Origin of the sequence: Streptomyces hokutonensis (assembly GCF_000376565.1) — a bacterium.
Taxonomy (GTDB): domain Bacteria; phylum Actinomycetota; class Actinomycetes; order Streptomycetales; family Streptomycetaceae; genus Streptomyces; species Streptomyces hokutonensis.
Genome location: NZ_BARG01000038.1, coordinates 276,824 through 296,053, shown reverse-complemented (window position 1 = coordinate 296,053; position 19,230 = coordinate 276,824). Strand labels below are relative to the sequence as shown.

Sequence of the window (19,230 nt, the reverse complement as noted above, 5' to 3'; positions counted from 1 at the left end):
AACTCCTCTTCACCCGAAGATCCTTGACGAGTCATCATATGATTGCCGTCGTACGCACGGCAGACCGCATGCCCCACGCCACGCGGCCGGTCCCCACCCCGAAAGGCACGACTCTGCGGAACGAACCGCGCAGTCACTTCGGTGACGCACTCCCTGCCGGGCCCCCACGCCGCAGGCAGGTCTTCGCCCCCGCGGCGGACGTGATCGGCTCGGAGCTCGATCTGCGGCTGACCGGCACCCACGTCGTGCACGCGCTGACGCCCGGGTTCTGCGACGCGGCCTCGGTGTATCTGCTGGAGCGGTGGGTGCTGGAGGAGAACGCGACGCCCTCCGTCGATCCGGCCCAGATCGAGGCGCGCCGGCTGGCGGTGCGGGTGGGTACGGAGGCTCAGGAGACCTGGGACGGTGTGCTGCCGGTCGGTGAGGTGATCGTCTTCCCGCGCGAGACCCCGTACGCGCGCGCCCTCGCGACCGGGCACACCCAGGTGCTCGACGGGGTGGACGCGCACACCTCGCAGCGGCTGCTGGCCTCCGCGGGCGGGGACGCGCAGCGCATAGACGATCTACTGAAGACGGCGTCCTTCCTCGTGTTGCCGCTCCAACTGCGCGGTGCCGTCATCGGGTTCATCGCCTGCACCCGCGGCCCGGAGCGGGAACCGTTCCTGCCCGGCGAGGCCGTGGCCGTGGAGTCGCTCGCGGCCCGGGCCTGTGTGGCCCTGGACAACGCGCGCCGCTACGAACGCGAGCGCCGCACCGCGCTGGCCATCCGCAACAGCCTGCTCCCCGACCCGGCCCGGCAGTTCGCCGGCTGCCGTATCGCCCACGGCTATCTCCCCGCAGGGCAGGGCAACATCATCGGCGGCGACTGGTTCGACGTCCTGCCACGCCCCGGCGGCCGGGTCGGCCTGGTCGTCGGCGACGCGATGGGACACGGCCCCGACTCCGCCGTCGCCATGATCCAACTGCGCACGGCCGTACGCACGTTGGCCCGGCTCGACATGGAACCGGCCGAACTCATGCGCCGCCTCGACGAGTTGGCCTACGACACCCCGGGCGCGTCCTTCGCCACCTGCATCTACGCCGAGTGGGACGCGGCCTCGCACACCTGCACCCTGGTCGGCGCCGGACACCCTCCCCCACTGCTGCGCGGCCCCGGGGGACCGACCGCACCCGTCATCCTCGCCAGCGCGGGACTGCCGCTGGGACTCGGCACCGGCAACTACGAGGCCACGGTGCTGACGGTCTCCGAGCCGTCTCTGCTCCTGCTCTACAGCGACGGGCTGGTGGAGTCCCGGCACGCGGACATCGACCAGGAGATCGCCCGGCTGGCCGCGGCCCTCGACACGGCCGCCGCCGAACCCGCACCGTCCGGCGGTCCGGACGCGTTCCCCGGGTTGTGCGAGCGGCTGCTCCGCTCCCCCGGCGCGGCGCCCGGAGCCGACGACCGCACGCTGCTGCTGGCCGAGTTGACGCCCGCGACCACCTGAACAGGCCGCGGGCGTCCTCGCCCCCTGCATCGTCCTGGATCAGCGCCCGGTCGGCAGCATGGCCCACACGGCCTTGCCGCCGGTGAGCGCCGAGCGGTCGACCCCCCAGGTGTCCGCGAGCGCCTGCACGATGAACAGCCCGCGCCCGCTCTCGTCGTCGACGCACGGCTCACAGCGGGAGAGCCCGCCGCCGGTGTAGTCGTGGTCGTGCACCTCGATGCGCAGACAGCGGTCGTCGACGATCCCGACCCCGCACAGGAGCCGCGCACTGGGGGTGTGGCACACGCCGTTGGTGGCCAACTCCGAGACAAGGAGCACCGCGTCGTCACGCACGCTCTCGGGCAGGCCCCACCTGGCCAGTTGCGCGCCCATGACGTGGCGGGCGACCCGGACGCCGGAGCGGTGCGCCGGAAGTTCCAGCCAGTGCGCCAGGTCGGGGCTGGCGACGTCTAAAAGCTGCGGGGAGGGAGTCGTGTGGGGGGACACGGTGGTTCGCCTTCCATCGGGGGCGTGCGCAGGCGGGAGACGCGGGTCAGCGGCAACAGGCGTGCCGGAATTGGGGTGTTCCGGCGGGGGGCCTAGATCACTGACACAAGTAACTATGCCCATAGGTCAGTTCAAGCTGCAACCGGCTCCCTGATAATTACAGAACGCCGATTTCTGTCTGGCGGCAACAGCAAGTCGCTGTCAGACTGGCGCCGGTGACAGTCCCTCAGGAGGTTGGGCGTGAGCGAAGCTCGTTCGGGCGCCGGTGCACCCACGGTCCTGCGCATGATCCTCGGCCGCCGGCTGCAGGACCGGCGGCAGGACGCGGGCGTGTCCCTGGACGACGCCGCCAGGGCCCTGCGGGTGACGTCCCTGACCATCCGCCGCCTGGAGAAGGCCGAGGTCGGTCTCAAACCGCTCTACGTCGAGAAGCTGCTGGAGACCTACGGCGCCGACCGGCAGGAGATCGAGGAGTTCGTCGCCCTCGCCGAGCGCGCCAACCGGCCCGGCTGGTGGCACGACTTCCGTGACGTGCTGCCCGGCTGGTTCACCGCCTACGTCAGCCTGGAGACCGGCGCCAAGACCCTGCGCACCTATGAACCCCACTACGTCACGGGACTCCTCCAGACGTACGACTACGCGCGTGCCGTACTGAGCGGCGGCTTCCCGAACGACAACGACGAAGACCTTGAACGGCGGGTGCAGTTACGTCTGCGCCGCCAGAGTCTGCTGGAGAGGCCGGACTCGCCCACCCTGTGGGCGGTGCTGGAAGAAGCCGTGCTCCACCGGGTGGTGGGCGGTCCCGCGGTCATGCGGGACCAGATAGACCGGCTCCTCGAGGTCTCGGAACTGGACCACGTCAGTGTCGACATCGTCCCGTTCTCGGCGGGTGCCCACGTGGGGGCGTGCGCACCCTTCACCTATTTCCGGTTCGAGGAACCGGAGCTGCCCGACATCGTCTACAGCGAGATCCTCTCCGCCTCCATGTATCTGGACCAGCGATCCGACGTCGCGGCCCATCTGGAGGCGCACAACAGGATGTCGCTGCTGACCTCGTCCGCGGACAGCAAGGCGCTCTTGAACCGCATGCGCAAGGAGTACTCATGACCACCACCGACAACACGGTCTACAACGGGATGCCCGCGTCGAACCTCGGCGAGCAGGGCTGGGAATGCCCCTGGAGCGGTCCCAACGGCGGCCAGTGCGTGGAGACCAAGCAACTCGCCGACGGCCGTATCGCGTTGCGCCAGTCGACCGACCCCGCCGGACCCGCGCTGATCTACACGCCGCAGGAGATGGCCGCGTTCGTCGACGGGGTCAAGCGCGGCCTGGCCGACCATCTGATGGCCGGCTGAACCAGAACCACGGGCGTGAGGAACTGGAGCCGGCCCGGCTGCGACCTGCCCGAGACGCCGATGCACACCACTTGAGAGGGACAGCATGACCAACCCCCACGCCGCGCGGGACATCGACACCAGCAGGCCGCACTCCGCCCGCATGTACGACTACTACCTGGGCGGCAAGGACCACTTCGAGGTCGACAAGCAGGCGGCCGAGACGGTCGCGGCGGCCTACCCGGCCATCTTCGTCTGCGCCCGCGAGAACCGCGCGTTCATGCACCGGGCCACCCGCGTCCTGGCCCGGGAGCACGGCATCAAGCAGTGGCTCGACATCGGCACCGGCATCCCCACCGAACCGAACCTGCACCAGGTCGCCCAGTCCGTGGTCCCCGAGGCCCGGGTGGTCTACGCCGACAACGACCCGCTGGTCCTCAAGTACGCCGAACGGCTGATGCGCAGCACCCGGCAGGGCCGCACCACCTATGTGCAGGCGGACGTCAACGACCCCGAAACACTCCTCAACGCCCCGGAGCTGGCCGAGGTACTCGACCTCGACCAGCCGGTCGCGCTCTCCCTCAACGCGCTCCTGCACTTCGTCACCGACGCCCAGGACCCGTACGGGCTCGTGGAGCGCCTGCTGTCGGTTCTCCCCTCGGGCAGCGCCCTGGCCATCAGCCACTGCACGCCCGACTTCGACCCGGCCACCTGGGAGAAGGTGACGTCGATCTACACCAACGCCGGGACTCCGGTGCAGTTCCGCTCCCAGAAGGACGTCTCCCGCTTCTTCACCGGGCTCGACCTGCTCGAACCCGGCATCGCGGTCGGCCACCGCTGGCGCCCCGACGCCGCCGACGAGGACACCGGCACGGCGGAGCAGCCCACGGACGCCGAGGTCAGCCTGTGGACCGGGGTGGGCATCAAGCCGTAGACGCGTCGCAGGACGCCGACGGCGTTACGTGCGGGAAACCTTGACGATGGCGGTGCCGGATGCCACGATTCCGGCGCCGCCATGTTTGCGTAAACATCCCCCTCCACCACCTCACGCCGAGCCCACCGGGCCGGAGACGGCGAGCCGACATCCCCGTCCCTCCCGGTACCTGTTCCAACGGCCGCTCAGCCGCGCGCGGGCCCCGCCCCGCGTCGAGCCGCCATTCCTGAAAGGGCAAGTCGATGCGCACCAACCCCGCCAGAACCCGTCTGCGGGCCACCTTCGTGGCCGTCGCGATCGCCGCTGTCACCGGCACCACGCTGGCCGGCAGCCCCGCCTCCGCGGCGCCGAGCACGAACACGTCCCAGTTCAAGGGCGTCAACTGGGCCGACCCGCGCGACAATTACGCCGACGACCCGGTCGTCCTGTCCGGCCTGTCGCTCAGCGACACCTACGCGCAGACGTACACCAAGGCGACCCGCGTCATCTCGGCCTTCCGCGCCAACCTCGGCGCCAACACGGTGCGGCTGCCCATCAACCCGTACACGGTGAACGGCAGTTACTGGAAGTCGTACCGCGGGGTCATCGACGCGGCGACGGCGCAGGGCTTCAAGGTCATCGTCTCCTACTGGGAGGGGACGGGCGCCAACAAGGACGGCTTCATCGACGACCCCGCCACGTACTGGCCGATGTGGGACACCGTGGTGAAGGCCTACCAGCACAACCAGCGCGTCTACTTCGAGCCGATGAACGAGCCCCACGGCTACACCGACACCGAGTGGGCCGACCTCGCCGCCAAGTGGCTGGACACCTACTCCAAGGTGCCCCGCAACCGGGTGTTCGTGAGCGGCGCCGGCTACAACGACCACGTCACCACGGTCTGCGCCGACCCGCGCCTGAAGGGGACGTACCTCTCGCTGCACCACTACGGGTTCTGGAAGAGCTACGCCACCTACGACCAGTGGGTGAGCGACCTCAAGGAGCGTCTCGGCGACTGCGCGAACCGCACGGTGGCCGACGAGTTCGGCGCCCCGATGACCACGGGCCTGAACTACAACGTGCCTACCCCTGACGACAACTCGGTCAACTTCATCCAGGCCGACACCGACACCTTCCGCAAGCTCGGCATGGGCTCCGTCTACTGGCCCGGTCTGCGCACCGACGACACGTACTCGATCCAGAAGCTCATCGGCGACGCGGCCCGCCCCTGGCTGGCCACGACCAACCAGTCCGGCGCGGACCGCCTCGCCTGGGCGTGGGGTCGGGGGCGTCCGGTCAAGTCCTGAGGCGGCTGCCTGATCCGTCTCCGCGCAAGGGCGACGCGGGGGCGGATCTCGGCACCCGGCTCATGGTGAACTGGTCGGTCACGTAAGGGAGTACACGATCAGCGCGCCGGGGACAGCGCCAATCTGCGCCGCTCCCGGTCGATTTCGGTGACGACGACCGTGAGCTCGTCGCCCACCTGATGGACACCCTCCGCCGTCTCCACGGGCGCCTCGACCAACTCCCGTAGATGGACCAGCCCTTCGATGCCGTCGGCGACCCGGACGAAGACGCCGAACGGGACCACCTTGGTGACCTGTCCGTGCAGCGCCTGCCCCACCGTGACCCCTTCGGCGAACACCGCGAAGGGGTCCGGCTGCATCGCCCTCAACGACAGCCGCGCCTCTCCGTTCCAGTCGTCGAACTGGAGGAACTCGCACGTCACGCGCTGCCCGACCCGGACGACGTCGGACACCGCGTCGATGTGACGCCAGGACAGTTCGGGGATCGTGATGAACCCGACGCCGGGGAAGACCGGATGGTCGGGGCCGTCGTCCAGCGCCACGAACACACCGAACCGCTCGATGGCGGCGACCGTCCCGGAGAGAATCTCACCGGGGTGAAGCGAGGTCAGGAACGCCCAGAGTTCCGGGTTCTCGGTAGCGGTCATCGCCAGCCGCAACCGCCCCTCGTCGAGATCGACGGCCACCACTTCAGCGGTGATCCGCCGGCCGACCTCCACGGCCACAGCCGTCTTCCAGCGCCAAGAGACGTCCGCCGGCCAGACGACACCCAGCGGGCGCGCGGAGAACCCGTCCAGGGCGACCACCACCCCCTGAGACCGCGTGACCTCCACGACGGTCCCGTCGCAGATGTCCCCCACGTGGATCCCTGCCAGGAATTCCCCGGCCGCCCGATCGTCCGCCGCTGCCTCCATGCCGCGCAGGCTCTCACGGGGACTCCCCCTCCCGCATGCAGGTTCTCCGCTTGCCGGGCGACAGCCGCAACGCGCATTCCCGCTCACCCATCCTGATTCGCACGCCGGCGTCCGTTTCACGAAATTCCCTGAGGACCTGCGGACGTTCGAGCATCTGCTGTGGCTTTCCCGGGCCACGGTCTGGTCCCGCAGGACATCCGCGTGATCTCCGTCGACCTCTCCCAGAAGAACACGCATGAAGTCCCGGCCGCCGCCGACAGCCGTTGCGGCACTGCACCACTACTCCCGGTTCGTCCCCGACGACGGCTTCTTCGTGGTCGAGGACGGTCTCATGGATTCTCCGGAACTGTGCGTGCACTTAAAGCCCCCGGGCGAGACGGGTGGAGTCGTGTCGGCGGTGCGCGACTGGCCGGCCGGCGATCAGGTGCAGTTCTTCCAGGACAGGCCGGACCTGAACAGATACGGCGCTTCCTGCCGCAACATATGGTTGCGTCGCAAGGCGGTGACGACCTCCGAGTGACGGTCAGTCGTCTCCGGCCTTGACGGCGGCGACCTCCCGCATTTCCGTGATCCTCCCGTCGAGGACGGAGAAGATCGAGGTCACCCGGAATTCCTCCCGCCCGGCCTCCCCGGCGATGACGGCGTGGTCGAGGTCTCGCGTGCGGATCAGGATGTCGTGCTCGATGACGACCCTGTCCCCCGTTTCCAGGTATGTGTAGAACGGCTCACGAACCTCCACCTTCTCGTACAGCTCAGGAAAGACTTCGAAGTGCTTCCGCAGCGCCTCGATACCGGCCGCCTTGACCCGGCCGAAGGTGACGATCCGTCCGTCGTCCGCCCAGTAACGGTGAATCTCGTCGATGGCACTGCCCTTTTCGGCATCACACAGGTCCGAGATCCACGTGTACATACCGTGGAAGAGATCCCGATAGCGCTCAGTCGTATCCATGGCCGCAGAGCGTTCCTTTCATACAGGGCCGACGATCATCTTGGTCGACGCACAAGAACCGTACACACCCCTTGGTCGCCGCACAAGAGGTGCACTGTCGCAGGTTGACATCTTGGTCACCGACCAAGTTCACTGGCCCCATTCCCATTGGTCAGTGAACAAGAGAGTGAGCGAGGGAGATCATGCCGAAGACGTGGTTCATCACCGGAGCCTCGAAGGGGTTCGGCCTGGAGTGGGCGGAGGCCGCGCTCGAACGTGGCGACCAGGTCGCCGTGACCAGCCGCTCCGCGTCCTCGTTCGACGACCTCGTCGCGAAGTACGGCAACGCGGTGCTGCCCCTGCGACTCGACGTCACCGACCGCGCGGCGGCGTTCGAAGCCGTACAGGAGGCGGTCGACGAGTTCGGCGGCCTCGACGTCGTCATCAACAACGCGGGCTATGGCCTGTTCGGGATGACCGAGGAGGTGACCGAGCAGCAGGCCCGCGAACAGATCGACGTCAATCTGTTCGGCGCGCTCTGGGTCACCCAGGCGGTACTGCCGCACCTGCGCGCCCGCGGTTGCGGCCACATCATCCAGGTCTCGTCCATCGGCGGCGTCGTCTCACTGCCCGGACTCGGCCTCTACCACGCGTCCAAGTTCGCCCTGGAGGGCTTCACCGCGAGCCTCGCCGCCGAGGTCAGGGACTTCGGCATCAAGGTCACCCTGGTCGAACCCGCCGGCTACGCCACCGGATGGGCCGGACCCTCCGCCGTACAGGCCCAACACCTGCCCGCCTACGACGACTTCCGTGCCGCCATGACGAGGATCTCCGCGCGGCGCGGCGATCCGAGTGCGACGCGAGCGGCGATCCTCACCGTGGTCGACGCGGAGCAGCCGCCGCTGCGGATCTTCTTCGGTGAGGGACCCCTGGACATGGTCACCAAGGAGTACCAGGCACGGCTCGACGAGTGGCGGAAGTGGGACGACGTCTCGAAGCTCGCGTTCGGAGCCTAGGTGGCCACGGCGGCGGGCCCGCGGCCCCGTTCCGCCCGCGAAAACTCACCCGCGGTCGCGACCATGCGTGTGTTATGAATCTTCACGCGTCACCGATGTGACAGAAGACAGACAACCATTCGACCGGCCAACGGGTGAGGGCCGGTCGGGGTCGCCGATGCCGGGGTCCGCTCCCCGGGCTGCGGTGATCTTCCTGCATCAGGAGGACCTCCCGCATGTTCCGACGTATTGGCAATACGGTCGTCCGACATCCCGTCTGGACGATCGTCGCGTGGCTGATAGCGGCGGTGGCGATTGTCGCCACCGCTCCGGGCCTGCCCTCCAACAGTGACGAGAGCAGCTTCCTGCCCAAGAGCTACGAATCCATCAAGGCGGCGGATCTGCAGGTGAAGGCGTTCCCCAGCGCCTTCACCCCGTCCGCCATCGCGCTGTACCAGCGCACCGACGGCGGCACACTGACCGCCGCCGACAAGAAGGACGTCGCCCGGATCACCACCGAACTGGGCGAGAAGCACATCGACCAGGTGCAGAAGGTGGTCCCCGGCCAGCCGTCCAAGAACGGCCGCTACACCATGTCCCTGGTCCAGATGGACAGCAAGAACGCCGGCCAGCCCGTTCAGGCGGATGCCGCGAAGGTGCTGCGCGACGACGTCAAGCAACTGGTCAAGGGCACGGATCTGGAGGTGAAGCTCGGCGGTTCCGCCGCGCAGGCCCTCGATCAGCAGGACTCCTCCAAGCGCGGCGAGGCGCTGATCGGCATCGGGACCTTCGTCATCATCCTGGTGACGCTCCTGATCATCTTCCGGGCGCCGATCCTCGCCTTCCTGCCCCTGCTGCTGATCGGTGTCGTGGCGGCGATCGCCAACGGACTGATCGCGTACGCCACCAAGCTGTTCGGACTGCAGGCCAACAGTTCCGTCTCGTCGATCCTGATCGTCGTGCTGTTCGGTGTGGGCACGGACTACTTCCTGTTCCTGATGTTCCGCTACCGGGAACGGCTGCGGGCGGGTGACGAACCGAAGCAGGCCATGATCAACGCGGTCGCCCGGGTCGGCGAGGCCATCGCGTCGGCGGCAGGCGCGGTCATCATCGCGTTCCTCGCGCTGGTGCTGTCCACGCTGGGCTTCCTCAAGCAGATGGGTCCGGCGCTGGCGATCGCGGTCAGCGTCACCCTGATCGCGGGTCTGACCCTGATCCCGGCCGTGGTGTCGCTGATCGGGCCGAAGGTCTTCTGGCCTTCCAAGTCGTGGCAGCGGGAGCCGGAGAACGCCCGGTTCGCCGCTCTCGGCCGCGGTGTGCGCAGCCGTCCCGCGCTGACCGCCGTGCTCTCCGGCCTCGTGCTCGTCGCCCTGTCGCTCGGCACCCTCGGTTACAAGGCCACCTTCGACCTGGCCTCGGGTTCCATGCCGAAGACCAAGGAGTCGATGGTCGTCCAGGACGAGATGCAGAAGGCGTACTCGGCGGGCGCCGCCGCGCCCACCGACGTCTATCTCTCGAGCTCCGACGGCCGGGCGCTGGACCGGAGCACCTTCGCCGCCTACGCCGAGAAGCTCGGCGCCGTGGACGGTGTCGCGAGCGCCCGGATGAGCCAGGTCAACAAGGGCGGGACCACGGCGGACTTCACCGTGACGCTGAAGTACGAGGCCTCGACGGAGAAGGCGATCGACGCCGTGGGCCGGGTGCGCGAGGTCGCGCACTCCGCCGCTCCCGACGGTACGGAGGCCCTGGTCGGCGGCATGTCCTCGATCTACAAGGACATCAACGCCGCGGTCAACCACGACTACCGGACCGTCTTTCCCGTCGCCGCCCTGCTGATCATGCTGATCCTGGGACTGGTGCTGCGCAGTGTCGTCGCGCCGCTGTACCTCATGGCCTCGGTGGGTCTCGGCTTCGGCGCCACACTGGGCGCCACCGTCTGGATCTTCCAGGACGCGCAGGGGCACCCGGGTCTGATGTTCATGCTCCCGGTGATCATGTATCTCTTCGTGGTCGCCATCGGCACCGACTACAACATCCTGATGATCGCCCGGCTGCGCGAGGAGGCCCGCGAGGGCCGAGATCCGCGCGAGGCGGCGGGTATGGCGCTGCGGCACGCGGGACCGACGGTGGCGGCGGCCGGTTTCATCCTCGCGGCGACCTTCGCGACGATGATGCTGGCCGGCAACGCGCTGCTCACGGAGATGGGTTTCGCCGTCTCCTTCGGCATCGCCGTCGCCGCGTTCGTGATGGCGATGTTCTTCACGCCCAGCCTCACCGCCCTGATCGGCCACGCGGCCTGGTGGCCCGGCCACGCCGACCGCGCCCGGGAAACAACTCCTGCTCCGGGCACCGGTTCCGGCATCTCCGGCAGGGGGGATCGGGACTCGGTCGCCCACGATCCGGCAGGCCGACGCGGTTAGTCACGACACGAGGGCCTGTCCGCCGGACAGGCCCTCGTTCAACTCCCGGACGGCGACGCCGAGTTCTCCGAGCTCGATGGTCGTCAGCTCGTCGGTACGGCATCCGAGACCGTCGGCGACGGAGTACCGGACCCGCTCCCGGTGTCGGCGCACTCCGGGAGCGAGAGCCCGTCAGGACCTCCGGTGAGCGCGGTGGCCGTGACCCAGCCGGTGCCCCCGGCGCTGAGGGCCAACTCGACCCACAGGTCACTGGTGTAGCCGTGGGCCTGCACCGTCTCGCCGTGCGTCACGCACCGTGCCGGGTAGTTGCCGCCCGCCTCGATGTGACTGGTCCGTTCACCGGCCGTGCCCGGGCTCGTGCGGACCGGCGCGTACGCGGCACCTTCAACCGAGGTGGTCCCTGGCACCGTAGGCTCGTCCGTCGGCTGTCCGGAAGTCTCGCCGCTGCCGCTCGGCGAGAGCGACGGCGAGGGCGAGGGCGCCGTCGCCGCGACATACACCGTGGCCGGCGTACGACGGCTGGCCGTCACCCGGTCCCCCGGCCCCGGCGCACCCTCGTCGACGCGAGGCAACTGCACGGCGCCGACCGCGCCGTCGACCGGGATCACGACCCGAGCGACCATGCCCTCCGCCACCCCGTCCGCAGGCTCCGCCGCGTACTGGACCTGAAGACAGTCGGCCGCCAACTCCGTGACGGTGTCGGTGACATCGGCCCCCGCGGACACCTCGGGCAGGGTGATCCCGATGGCGTCGGTTCCCGCGCAGGAGGACGCCGTACTGGTCGGCACCGGCGAATGCTGCTGCTCCGGGGCGTCGGCGATCTGCAGCTGGGTCACTCTGCCCGGCTGTGTGTGCGTGGCGTCGACGACTATCGTGCCGCTCTTCGCCAGAGCCAGGGGCTGCCCGTTCAGCGCGGGCTGGACATGACGACCCTTGGCCTCGATCCGGTACAGCGAGTAGACCGTGCTCGAGCTCTCGGCGACCTCGGCATACCCGAGATCCGGCGCGTACGCGGAGTGGACCGCCCCCGTGGACCGGTCCACTGCCGCGTTCGCGCCGGATGTCGTGCTCCCCTCCAGATGGCGGATGGCCGCCACGAGATACGGCTTGGGGTTGCCCAGCTCTCGCTGGAATCCCGACACCGACACCTCACCCAGCGGTGTCACGATCGACGCCTCGGCGGAGAAGCTGATCTTTCCCGACGCGTCGATCGTGAACGTCACCGGCAGGAACGCGGGTTTGACGGAGACCGTCGTACCCTCTGCCGGGTCCTTGCACCCCGTTGCCAGCAGCGCCGCGAGCAGTGCCGGCGCGAGCAACCTCCCCCGATAACCCCGCATACGTTCCCCCCCGATGACCCCGCAATGGGCTGTCCCACCAGTGTGAGTTCGCCGCGGGCCGGGGTCTTCGGGGCAACCACCGGTCTCCTGACCGGTGTTCTCGGTGCTGGCCCTGATGCCGTCGCCCTGCGCGTCCGCCAGCATGGGGGCATGGGCCGCAGCGTGCTGATCGTGGACGACGATCCTGTCTACCGAGCCGCCGTGCGCGCCTTGTTGGAGGCCGACGGCGAGTACACCGTGTCGGAGGCGGCTTCGGCGTCGGCTGCTGTCACGGCGATCGCCCGGGGGAACCGTCCCGACCTCGTGCTCCTGGATCTCGGGCTCCCGGGCGAGGATGTGTTCGCCGCCACCCGGGAGTTGAGCGCGCTGGCGTCAGGGGTGGTGGTCGTCCTCTGTTCGGTGCGCGAGGCCGACGAGTTCGGCGGCCGGATCGCGCACTGCCCGGCGGCCGGTTTCCTGACGAAGGCACGGCTCTCGGCCGCCGCGCTGTCCCACTTCATCACGGCGGACGACGGCTGAGGTCAGGCGGTTCGATCGGACTGCAGATACGTGAGGACGGCGAGGACACGCCGGTGGTACTCGCCCTCGCTCTCGTCGGGGAGGCCAAGTCGCCTGAAAACGCTGCCCACATGGGTCTCGACCGTCTTGACGGTGACCACGAGGTGGCTCGCGATCGCCGGGTTGGTCAGCCCCTGCGCCATGAGTTTCAGCACCTCCAGTTCCCGGGCGCTGAGTCTGGCCAAACGCCCTTGCTGGTCAGGGCCGTTGAACAGCAGCCGTAGAACCTCCTGGTCGAACTCGCACTCCCCTTCGGCGATTCGGCGCACGGTGTCGAGGAAGTGTTCGTCGGCGACCCGCTCCTTGAGGAGATAGCCCACGCCTCTGACACCGGAACCCGTCAGTTCGGTGAGATGGGTTACCTGAATGCTCTGGGACAGCAGGAGAATCCCCACGCCGGGATGGGACTGCCGGATGTCGACCGCGGCCCGCAGGCCTTCGAGGCGCTTGGTGGGCGGCATTCTGATGTCGATCACCGCGAGGTCGGGGTCGGTGCGGGCGACCGCCGCTCGGAGGGCGTCCGCGTCGCCGACCTGGGCGGTGATCCGATGCCCCCGGCTCTCCAGCAGTGCGGCCAGCGCGGACCGGAACAGTCTCTCGTCATCGGCCAGCACGATGCGCAGCGGGTCGGTCCGCCGTACGCCCGCCGGTCCCTCCCCCTGTGGTGTCCGCCCCGAATCCCTCATCCTGGTCCGTCCTCCCCCTCGGAACACCGGGCCCGTCCGGTCGTCAACGTGGCGGCCACCACGGTCCCTTGACCCGGCGCGCTGCTCACGGTCATCTCGCCGTCGAACACCGCCACCCGGTCCCGCAGACCGAGCAGCCCGGTGCCCCCGTCGGGGTCGGCACCGCCGATGCCGTCGTCGGTGACCGCGAGCCGCAGTACGCCGTTCTCGTGTCGTACGTCGATGTCGATGGCCGTGGCGTGGGCGTGTTTCAGGGCGTTGGTGACCGCCTCCGCCGCGATGAAGTACGCGGTGGCCGCGAGGGGCCGCGGCAGTTCCGGAACCTCCGTCGCACTGACCCGCACCGGGCAGGGGGACCGGGCGGCGATCATCTCCAGGGCCGCCACGAGCCCCGTCTCGCTGAGGACGGCCGGGTGGATTCCATGGGCGAGGTCGCGCAGCTGGTCCATGCCCTCGCCCATCAACTCCGCGATACGGTCCAGGAGTTCGGCCAGCTCGGCCGACGCTGTCGGCTCGGGCACCCGCTGGTTGGCCAGTCGCTGGCGTGCCAGTCGCAGCGTCACCAGCGCGGTGACGAACCTGGACTGGGCGCCGTCGTGCAGATCGTGCTCGATCCGCCGCCGCTGCTCGTCGCCCGCTTCGACGATTCGGACGCGGGACGCCCGTACCTCGGCGAGCTGTGCCTGGACCTCGGCGGCGAGCCGCTGGTTGTCCAGTTCGAGCGCTACCGCCGAGACGACCGCCTCCAGTACGTATCTGTCCTCCCGGAGCGCCGGGTCGTGGAGCAGGACGCCGACCCGCCGGCCGTTCCGCTCCAGGGGGCTGACCTGCTGTCCGGGCGCGGCGTTGAGCGTACGGCCCTGGCTGTCGACGAAGCCGATCGCGTCCTGGGCGGGGAAGCCCACCTGCACGGAAGTGTCGCCGAGTGCTTTCGCGAGCGCGTCGCGGAGTTGTTCCTTGGAGGCGAGCGGCATCCGGCGGAGCAGGTCGGCCACGGCGGTGCGGCCCAGCCGGACGCGCCACACGCCGGCCAGGAACGCCAACGGCAGCAGCAGCACGGACACATGCGCGATGTTGATGAGGGGGGTGTGGGTCCACGAGGGCCCGGTGCCGAGCATCCCGTCCAGCGCCGAGGCGAGACCACCGACCAGGCCGACGACGTAGAGCGGGGCGAGGACGCGGCGGGCGGGGCGGGTGGCGGTCGTCCAGTGGGCCAACAGGGCGGCGACCACGGCTCCGCTGATGACGAACTGGACCACGTCGGTCGCCTGGCGCAGCCAGTCCACCGGGTGCACCAGCAGCAGGTTCCGCACGACCGAGGTGGAGAACGGCACGCTCAGCGGCATCAGCACGAAGGCCGTCAGATATCCGGCACCGGCCAGCACGCGGTCGGTCCGGGACCTCAACCGGCCATCCGGATACATCAGTAGGAGCGGGATGAGGAAGCCGCTGGACGCCGAACGGACGAGCAGGCCCACGGTGTGCACGACCGGGTCCAGGCTGATCTGCAGGTCCTCCGCGAACCAGCCGATCCCGACCAGCAGCATCATCAGCCCGACGCGGTTGCCGGGCCTTCGCAGCCGGGCCAGCAGTCCGGCCACCAGGTACAGCCCGCCGACGGCTCCCGAGAACGGGATCGTGGTCGTGGTGGTGTACCGGCCAGGAGCGGTCACGACCAGGACGTACGTCCCGAACCCCGCGCCGAACACGGCCAGCGCGACGGCCTCACGCCGGGCCGACAGCCGCACGTCCAGGGCACCGGACAACTGGCCGCCCCCTCCCCCACCGACGCGACTACTCAGCGTAGGCCCGAGGCAACCCTTCCCGTGGCGGAATCTGCGCAATACGGGTCACTCCGTCGGCGGGGCGGGCCGGAGCGCGCACCCTCAACTCCCGGATCCGGTCCCGGGTTTGGTCGTCGGGGCCGACCGAAGGAAAATGCGTGCCTCAGCTACTGGAGCAACTCGGTCACCGATCAGGCGGCGTCTGCCCCTCTCCTCGACAGCCGGCGTCGTAGGCCTTGATGAACTGCGCGGCCAGGTCGCCCCTGCCGACGATTTTCCCTTCGGCGTCCCACAATCCCGCGCGGTGGGCAACGGGTGTTCGCCTAATTGCGACGCGACGCCGGAATGGGGTGCCGCATCGGGACGGTTGCCGCCGTCGACGCGATCAGTACGGTGGCGTCGGCATCGTCGTCGCTGGTGAGACGGTGCTCCTTCGACGAGTCGAAATGCACCGAGTCCCCGGCATTCAGTTGCAGCGATACGCCGGAGATGTCGAGAGTGATCGCCCCCGACACGACATGCAGCCATTCCTCGCCGACATGCCGTGCGGTCTTGGTGTGTTTGCCGGCCGTCAATTCGACCCGGATGACGGACATCGTTTCGCGCGGCCCGCTCAGTACGGTGTAGCGGCCGTCCTGGCCCTCACGCGTCATCGCCTCGTCGGCGCGCACCAGATGGAAGTCGTCCTGGTCGGGTTCCTGTACCAGTTCGCTGATGGATACGCCGTAGACGCGGGCGATCTGCAGCAGGCTGCCGATGGACGGCTTGCGTACGCCCTTCTCCAGGCGCGAGAGATGCGCCGAGGAAATGCCGGTCTGTTCGGCCAGTGTCGTCAGGGTGATGCCCCGCTCGCTCCGCATGTCCTTGAGGCGTTGGGCAACCCACAGATCAGTGTCCTCGATCGACATTCCCGCACGATAACATGCCTGTGAGGTAATTGAACCCGCCTGCGAGGCACATCGGACGGAGCCTCTACGGGAGCTTCAGCAGTTCCTGCGCGAAGCCGTCCGGGTGCGTCAGCAGGCCGACATGGGTGACGCCGGACAGTGCTACGACCCGGAAACCGCGTTTCTCCGCCGCGGCGGCCACCTCGGTGAAGAAGTCCTGGTCGGCACAGTAGACATAGGTGACGGGCTTGGCCGCCAGAACCTCTTCGCTGCCGGGTCCGAGCGGTTCCTCGTGGGTGAACCGCGGCATCGGCGTCATCCTGCTCGACAGCCATGCCGCTCCCTCCTCGTCCGCACCGAGCGCCCCGGTGTCGAGCGGCGCCACCTCCCACTCGGCCGGCCCCCGCGCCTCGGCGAACGCGGGCTCCAGCCAGGGCAGCATCCCGAACGCCGACTCACCGGTCACGGGGGCGAAGGCGTCCGCGTAGACCACCTGCCCGACCCGGTCGGCGGCGAGTGCGGCGGCACCCGTGATCACCATCCCGCCGTAGCTGTGCCCGACGAGGATCGCGTCCTGCACCCCTTCGGATTCGAGGAGTTGGGCGATTTCCCGCGCGTGGACACCCAGCCCGACGTCCGGCGCGGAGAGCTCGTGCCGCTCGGCGAGACCGGCCAGCGTGGGGGTGAGAACCGTATGGCCCGCGCTCTCCAGCAAGGGGCGCAACCGGTCCCACACCCAGCCGCCACCCCATGAACCGTGTACGAGTACGAACGTTGCCATGGCCCGCTCCTCCTGAGACTCCAAGCCTCCTCGGCCTTTTCCACAGAGTCACGGTCCAGCTCACCCAAGTCAACCTCTCAGGCAAATTAAGTTGCCTCTCAGGCCGATACACCGACCGTCGCCACCGCCGTCACAGCAGCGCCAGCCCCGGTTCGTGCAGGATCTCCGCGACACCGGCCAGCAGTTCGGAGCCCTGGCGGCCGTCCATCAGCCGGTGGTCGAAGGAGAGCGCGAGTTGGGTCACCCAGCGGGGCTCGATCCGTTCGTCCCCGTTGTCGTCCCGGACCACCCACGGCATACGGCGAACTGCGCCCACGGCGAGAATGGCGGCCTCTCCCGGGTTCAGGATCGGGGTACCGGTGTCCACCCCGAACACCCCCACATTGGTGAGCGTGATGGTTCCACCCGTCATGTCCTGCGGGGAGGTGCGGCCGGCTCGGGCCGTTGCGGTCAAGTCCGCCAGCGCCTGGGCCAGTTCACGCAACGACATGCGGTCCGCGCCCTTGACGTTCGGCACGACCAGCCCTCGGTCCGTCGCCGCCGCGACCCCGAGGTTGACGTAGTGCTTCAGGACGATCTCCTGCGCCGTCTCGTCCCAACTGGAGTTCGCCTCAGGGGTCTTGGCCAGCGCGATCAGCAGGGCCCGGGCGAAGAACAGCAGCGGGGTGATCCGCAGGTCCCGGAACTCCCGTCTGCCGGCGATGAGTTCACGCAGCCGCATGGTGGCGGTGACGTCGACGGTGATGAATTCGGTGACGTGCGGTGCGGTGAAGGCGGAGGCGACCATGGCGGCGGCCGTGTGCTTGCGTACGCCGCGGATCGGTATGCGTGTCTCGGCGGGTCGCGCCTTGTCGGGGGCCGGGACGTTCTCCGGGGCCGTGCGTTCGGCGGCCTCGCGCACGTCTTCGCGGGTGATGGTGCCCCCGGGGCCGGTAGCGGTGACGGTGGTGAGGTCGACTCCGAGATCCTTGGCGAGTTTGCGGACCGGCGGTTTCGCCGCGGGTCGTTCGACCACCTGGTCCGGGCGGCCGGCCTCGACTCGGTCCTCGGGCAGCGAAGTCCCGTGCTGCGGTGCGGCGGAGCGCCTTCTGCGACGTCCAGCGCCTCCGCTTTGCGGGCCGTATCCGACCAGCAGCGCGGCCTGTTCCGGCTCCGGCTGCCGCGTCGCACGACCGTCCGCCGACTCCCCCGGTGGGCCGGTGTCGATCGTGATCAGCGGCTTGCCGACCGCCAGGGACCCCCCGACTTCCGCGTGGAGGGCGCTCACGACACCGGCGTAGGGCGAGGGGAGTTCTACGGCGGCCTTGGCCGTCTCCACCTCGACGATGATCTGGTTGACCTCGACGGTGTCGCCGGGCCGGACCGACCAGGCGAGGATCTCGGCCTCCGTCAGGCCCTCGCCGACGTCGGGGAGCAGGAACTGCTGCGGGCTCGTCACGGTGCGCCCCTTCCTAGTAACTCAGGCTGCGGTCAATGGCGTTGAGGATCCGGTCGACACCGGGAAGCCAGTCCGACTCGAGGCGGCTTGGCGGGTAGGGGGTGTCGTATCCGGTCACCCGAACGACGGGGGCCTCGAGGAAGTGGAACTCCTCGTCCTGCAGCCGTGCGGCGACCTCCGCGCCGAACCCGTGGGAGTGGGCGGCCTCATGAACGACGACGGCCCGGCCGGTACGGTGCACGGACGCGCGGACGGTCGTGGTGTCCCAAGGAGACAGACTGCGCAGATCTACGACCTCCACGCTGCGCCCCTCCTCCGCCGCAACCTCGGCCGCCTCCAGGGCGACGGGCACGGTCGGGCCGTATGCGATGACGGTCACGTCCGTGCCCTCGGGGCGGACCACGGCCCGGTCCAGGGGCTGGGGCGAGGAGGGGTCGATCTCGCCCTTGGTCCAGTAGTGCCGCTTGGGTTCGAGGAAGACCACGGGGTCGTCGTCGGCCACGGCCTGCTGGATCATGTGGAACGCGTCGTGCGGGGTGGAGCAGGTCACCACCTTGAGCCCGGCCGTGTGGGCGAAGTACGTCTCGGGCGATTCCGAGTGGTGCTCGATCGAGCCGATGCCGCCGCCGTAGGGGATGCGGATCACCACGGGCAGGGAGATGCGGCCCGCCGAGCGGTGCCGGAGTTTGGCGAGCTGGGTGATGATCTGGTTCGCGGCCGGGTAGACGAAGCCGTCGAACTGGAGCTCGCAGACGGGCCGGTAGCCGCGCATGGCGAGTCCGATGGCCGCTCCGACGATCCCTGCCTCGCCGAGTGGGGTGTCGACCACGCGCAGGTCGCCGAAGTCCTTGCGCAGACCGTCCGTCACGCGGAACACACCGCCGAGCCGGCCGATGTCCTCGCCCATGAGCAGGACTTTGGGGTCGTCGGTCAGGGCTTGGCGCAGGCCGTCGTTGAGGGCTTTCACCATGG

Annotated in this window: 19 protein-coding genes; 9 read left to right on the top strand and 10 right to left on the bottom strand. The window is 69.1% G+C overall.

All coding sequences use genetic code 11. From position 1 onward, the window contains the following. The first annotated feature begins 68 nt into the window (after positions 1 to 68). A complete protein-coding gene (locus tag SSP08S_RS23920; RefSeq protein WP_102133401.1) occupies positions 69 to 1,487 on the top strand; it encodes a PP2C family protein-serine/threonine phosphatase in 1,419 nt (472 codons plus the stop codon). Positions 1,488 to 1,526: 39 nt separating this feature from the next. Here SSP08S_RS23920 and SSP08S_RS23915 read toward each other — a convergent pair whose 3' ends face one another. Beyond that, on the bottom strand, positions 1,527 to 1,973 hold the full coding sequence (locus SSP08S_RS23915) for an ATP-binding protein (protein WP_019070168.1): 447 nt from the start codon (positions 1,971 to 1,973) through the stop codon (positions 1,527 to 1,529). 240 nt (positions 1,974 to 2,213) lie between these two features. Between SSP08S_RS23915 and SSP08S_RS23910 the strand changes: the two genes are divergently transcribed. From SSP08S_RS23910 to SSP08S_RS23895, 4 genes are all read left to right on the top strand, one after another. Next, entirely contained in the window at positions 2,214 to 3,080 is an 867-nt protein-coding gene (locus SSP08S_RS23910; RefSeq protein ID WP_019070167.1) for a Sco1979 family transcriptional regulator, read from the top strand. Then, positions 3,077 to 3,328: a DUF397 domain-containing protein gene (locus SSP08S_RS23905; RefSeq protein WP_019070166.1), complete on the top strand. Its 252-nt coding sequence runs from the start codon at positions 3,077 to 3,079 to the stop codon at positions 3,326 to 3,328. The genes SSP08S_RS23910 and SSP08S_RS23905 overlap by 4 nt, the downstream gene beginning before the upstream one ends. Before the next feature lie 85 nt (positions 3,329 to 3,413). Continuing rightward, complete coding sequence (locus tag SSP08S_RS23900; protein ID WP_019070165.1) at positions 3,414 to 4,241, top strand: SAM-dependent methyltransferase; 828 nt, start codon at positions 3,414 to 3,416, stop codon at positions 4,239 to 4,241. Positions 4,242 to 4,483: 242 nt separating this feature from the next. Further along, positions 4,484 to 5,527, top strand: a complete 1,044-nt coding sequence (locus tag SSP08S_RS23895; protein ID WP_019070164.1) for a glycoside hydrolase family 5 protein — start codon at positions 4,484 to 4,486, stop codon at positions 5,525 to 5,527. A gap of 98 nt (positions 5,528 to 5,625) precedes the next feature. Here the strand turns inward: SSP08S_RS23895 and SSP08S_RS23890 are convergent, their stop codons facing one another. Next, a complete protein-coding gene (locus tag SSP08S_RS23890) occupies positions 5,626 to 6,441 on the bottom strand; it encodes a S1 RNA-binding domain-containing protein (RefSeq protein WP_019070163.1) in 816 nt (271 codons plus the stop codon). Between the two features lie 235 nt (positions 6,442 to 6,676). Here SSP08S_RS23890 and SSP08S_RS23885 point away from each other — a divergent pair, with 235 nt between their 5' ends. Continuing rightward, a complete protein-coding gene (locus SSP08S_RS23885) occupies positions 6,677 to 6,961 on the top strand; it encodes a hypothetical protein (protein ID WP_019070162.1) in 285 nt (94 codons plus the stop codon). Between the two features lie 3 nt (positions 6,962 to 6,964). Here SSP08S_RS23885 and SSP08S_RS23880 read toward each other — a convergent pair whose 3' ends face one another. Beyond that, positions 6,965 to 7,390, bottom strand: a complete 426-nt coding sequence (locus tag SSP08S_RS23880; RefSeq protein ID WP_019070161.1) for a nuclear transport factor 2 family protein — start codon at positions 7,388 to 7,390, stop codon at positions 6,965 to 6,967. A gap of 182 nt (positions 7,391 to 7,572) precedes the next feature. Here SSP08S_RS23880 and SSP08S_RS23875 point away from each other — a divergent pair, with 182 nt between their 5' ends. Both SSP08S_RS23875 and SSP08S_RS23870 read left to right on the top strand, forming a co-directional pair. Next, positions 7,573 to 8,385: an SDR family oxidoreductase gene (locus SSP08S_RS23875; RefSeq protein WP_019070160.1), complete on the top strand. Its 813-nt coding sequence runs from the start codon at positions 7,573 to 7,575 to the stop codon at positions 8,383 to 8,385. A 215-nt stretch (positions 8,386 to 8,600) separates the two neighbouring features. After that, on the top strand, positions 8,601 to 10,784 hold the full coding sequence (locus SSP08S_RS23870; RefSeq protein WP_019070159.1) for an MMPL family transporter: 2,184 nt from the start codon (positions 8,601 to 8,603) through the stop codon (positions 10,782 to 10,784). Positions 10,785 to 10,867: 83 nt separating this feature from the next. Here SSP08S_RS23870 and SSP08S_RS23865 read toward each other — a convergent pair whose 3' ends face one another. Next, the gene (locus SSP08S_RS23865) at positions 10,868 to 12,103 is read right to left on the bottom strand and encodes an SH3 domain-containing protein (RefSeq protein WP_019070158.1); all 1,236 of its coding nucleotides are present in this window, start codon (positions 12,101 to 12,103) and stop codon (positions 10,868 to 10,870) included. Between the two features lie 171 nt (positions 12,104 to 12,274). On the opposite strand from SSP08S_RS23865, the gene SSP08S_RS23860 reads away from it, so the two are divergent. Beyond that, on the top strand, positions 12,275 to 12,643 hold the full coding sequence (locus SSP08S_RS23860; RefSeq protein ID WP_019070157.1) for a response regulator: 369 nt from the start codon (positions 12,275 to 12,277) through the stop codon (positions 12,641 to 12,643). 2 nt (positions 12,644 to 12,645) lie between these two features. Here the strand turns inward: SSP08S_RS23860 and SSP08S_RS23855 are convergent, their stop codons facing one another. The 6 genes from SSP08S_RS23855 to SSP08S_RS23830 all read right to left on the bottom strand — a co-directional run bounded on the left by SSP08S_RS23855 (position 12,646) and on the right by SSP08S_RS23830 (position 19,228). After that, entirely contained in the window at positions 12,646 to 13,368 is a 723-nt protein-coding gene (locus tag SSP08S_RS23855) for a response regulator transcription factor (protein ID WP_019070156.1), read from the bottom strand. Then, positions 13,365 to 15,134, bottom strand: coding sequence for a sensor histidine kinase (locus tag SSP08S_RS23850; RefSeq protein WP_019070155.1), 1,770 nt, complete (start codon positions 15,132 to 15,134; stop codon positions 13,365 to 13,367). Before SSP08S_RS23850 ends, SSP08S_RS23855 begins: the two co-directional genes overlap by 4 nt. A gap of 341 nt (positions 15,135 to 15,475) precedes the next feature. Then, complete coding sequence (locus SSP08S_RS23845; protein WP_019070154.1) at positions 15,476 to 16,060, bottom strand: helix-turn-helix domain-containing protein; 585 nt, start codon at positions 16,058 to 16,060, stop codon at positions 15,476 to 15,478. A 64-nt stretch (positions 16,061 to 16,124) separates the two neighbouring features. Further along, complete coding sequence (locus tag SSP08S_RS23840) at positions 16,125 to 16,820, bottom strand: alpha/beta fold hydrolase (RefSeq protein ID WP_019070153.1); 696 nt, start codon at positions 16,818 to 16,820, stop codon at positions 16,125 to 16,127. Positions 16,821 to 16,950: 130 nt separating this feature from the next. Then, entirely contained in the window at positions 16,951 to 18,258 is a 1,308-nt protein-coding gene (locus tag SSP08S_RS23835) for a dihydrolipoamide acetyltransferase family protein (RefSeq protein ID WP_019070152.1), read from the bottom strand. A 13-nt stretch (positions 18,259 to 18,271) separates the two neighbouring features. Continuing rightward, positions 18,272 to 19,228 (bottom strand): alpha-ketoacid dehydrogenase subunit beta, encoded by a 957-nt coding sequence (locus SSP08S_RS23830; protein WP_043259646.1) that lies wholly within the window; start codon positions 19,226 to 19,228, stop codon positions 18,272 to 18,274. Between the last annotated feature and the right edge of the window lie 2 nt (positions 19,229 to 19,230).

Excerpts from the sequence above, each read along its gene's own strand:
- SSP08S_RS23870 (WP_019070159.1), top strand. The coding sequence starts at position 8,601 with ATGTTCCGACGTATTGGCAATACGGTCGTCCGACATCCCGTCTGGACG.
- SSP08S_RS23890 (WP_019070163.1), bottom strand. The coding sequence starts at position 6,441 with ATGGAGGCAGCGGCGGACGATCGGGCGGCCGGGGAATTCCTGGCAGGG.
- SSP08S_RS23895 (WP_019070164.1), top strand. The coding sequence starts at position 4,484 with ATGCGCACCAACCCCGCCAGAACCCGTCTGCGGGCCACCTTCGTGGCC.
- SSP08S_RS23880 (WP_019070161.1), bottom strand. The coding sequence starts at position 7,390 with ATGGATACGACTGAGCGCTATCGGGATCTCTTCCACGGTATGTACACG.
- SSP08S_RS23875 (WP_019070160.1), top strand. The coding sequence starts at position 7,573 with ATGCCGAAGACGTGGTTCATCACCGGAGCCTCGAAGGGGTTCGGCCTG.
- SSP08S_RS23900 (WP_019070165.1), top strand. The coding sequence starts at position 3,414 with ATGACCAACCCCCACGCCGCGCGGGACATCGACACCAGCAGGCCGCAC.
- SSP08S_RS23860 (WP_019070157.1), top strand. The coding sequence starts at position 12,275 with ATGGGCCGCAGCGTGCTGATCGTGGACGACGATCCTGTCTACCGAGCC.
- SSP08S_RS23905 (WP_019070166.1), top strand. The coding sequence starts at position 3,077 with ATGACCACCACCGACAACACGGTCTACAACGGGATGCCCGCGTCGAAC.
- SSP08S_RS23845 (WP_019070154.1), bottom strand. The coding sequence starts at position 16,060 with ATGTCGATCGAGGACACTGATCTGTGGGTTGCCCAACGCCTCAAGGAC.
- SSP08S_RS23855 (WP_019070156.1), bottom strand. The coding sequence starts at position 13,368 with ATGAGGGATTCGGGGCGGACACCACAGGGGGAGGGACCGGCGGGCGTA.
- SSP08S_RS23885 (WP_019070162.1), top strand. The coding sequence starts at position 6,677 with ATGAAGTCCCGGCCGCCGCCGACAGCCGTTGCGGCACTGCACCACTAC.
- SSP08S_RS23920 (WP_102133401.1), top strand. The coding sequence starts at position 69 with ATGCCCCACGCCACGCGGCCGGTCCCCACCCCGAAAGGCACGACTCTG.
- SSP08S_RS23830 (WP_043259646.1), bottom strand. The coding sequence starts at position 19,228 with ATGGTGAAAGCCCTCAACGACGGCCTGCGCCAAGCCCTGACCGACGAC.
- SSP08S_RS23840 (WP_019070153.1), bottom strand. The coding sequence starts at position 16,820 with ATGGCAACGTTCGTACTCGTACACGGTTCATGGGGTGGCGGCTGGGTG.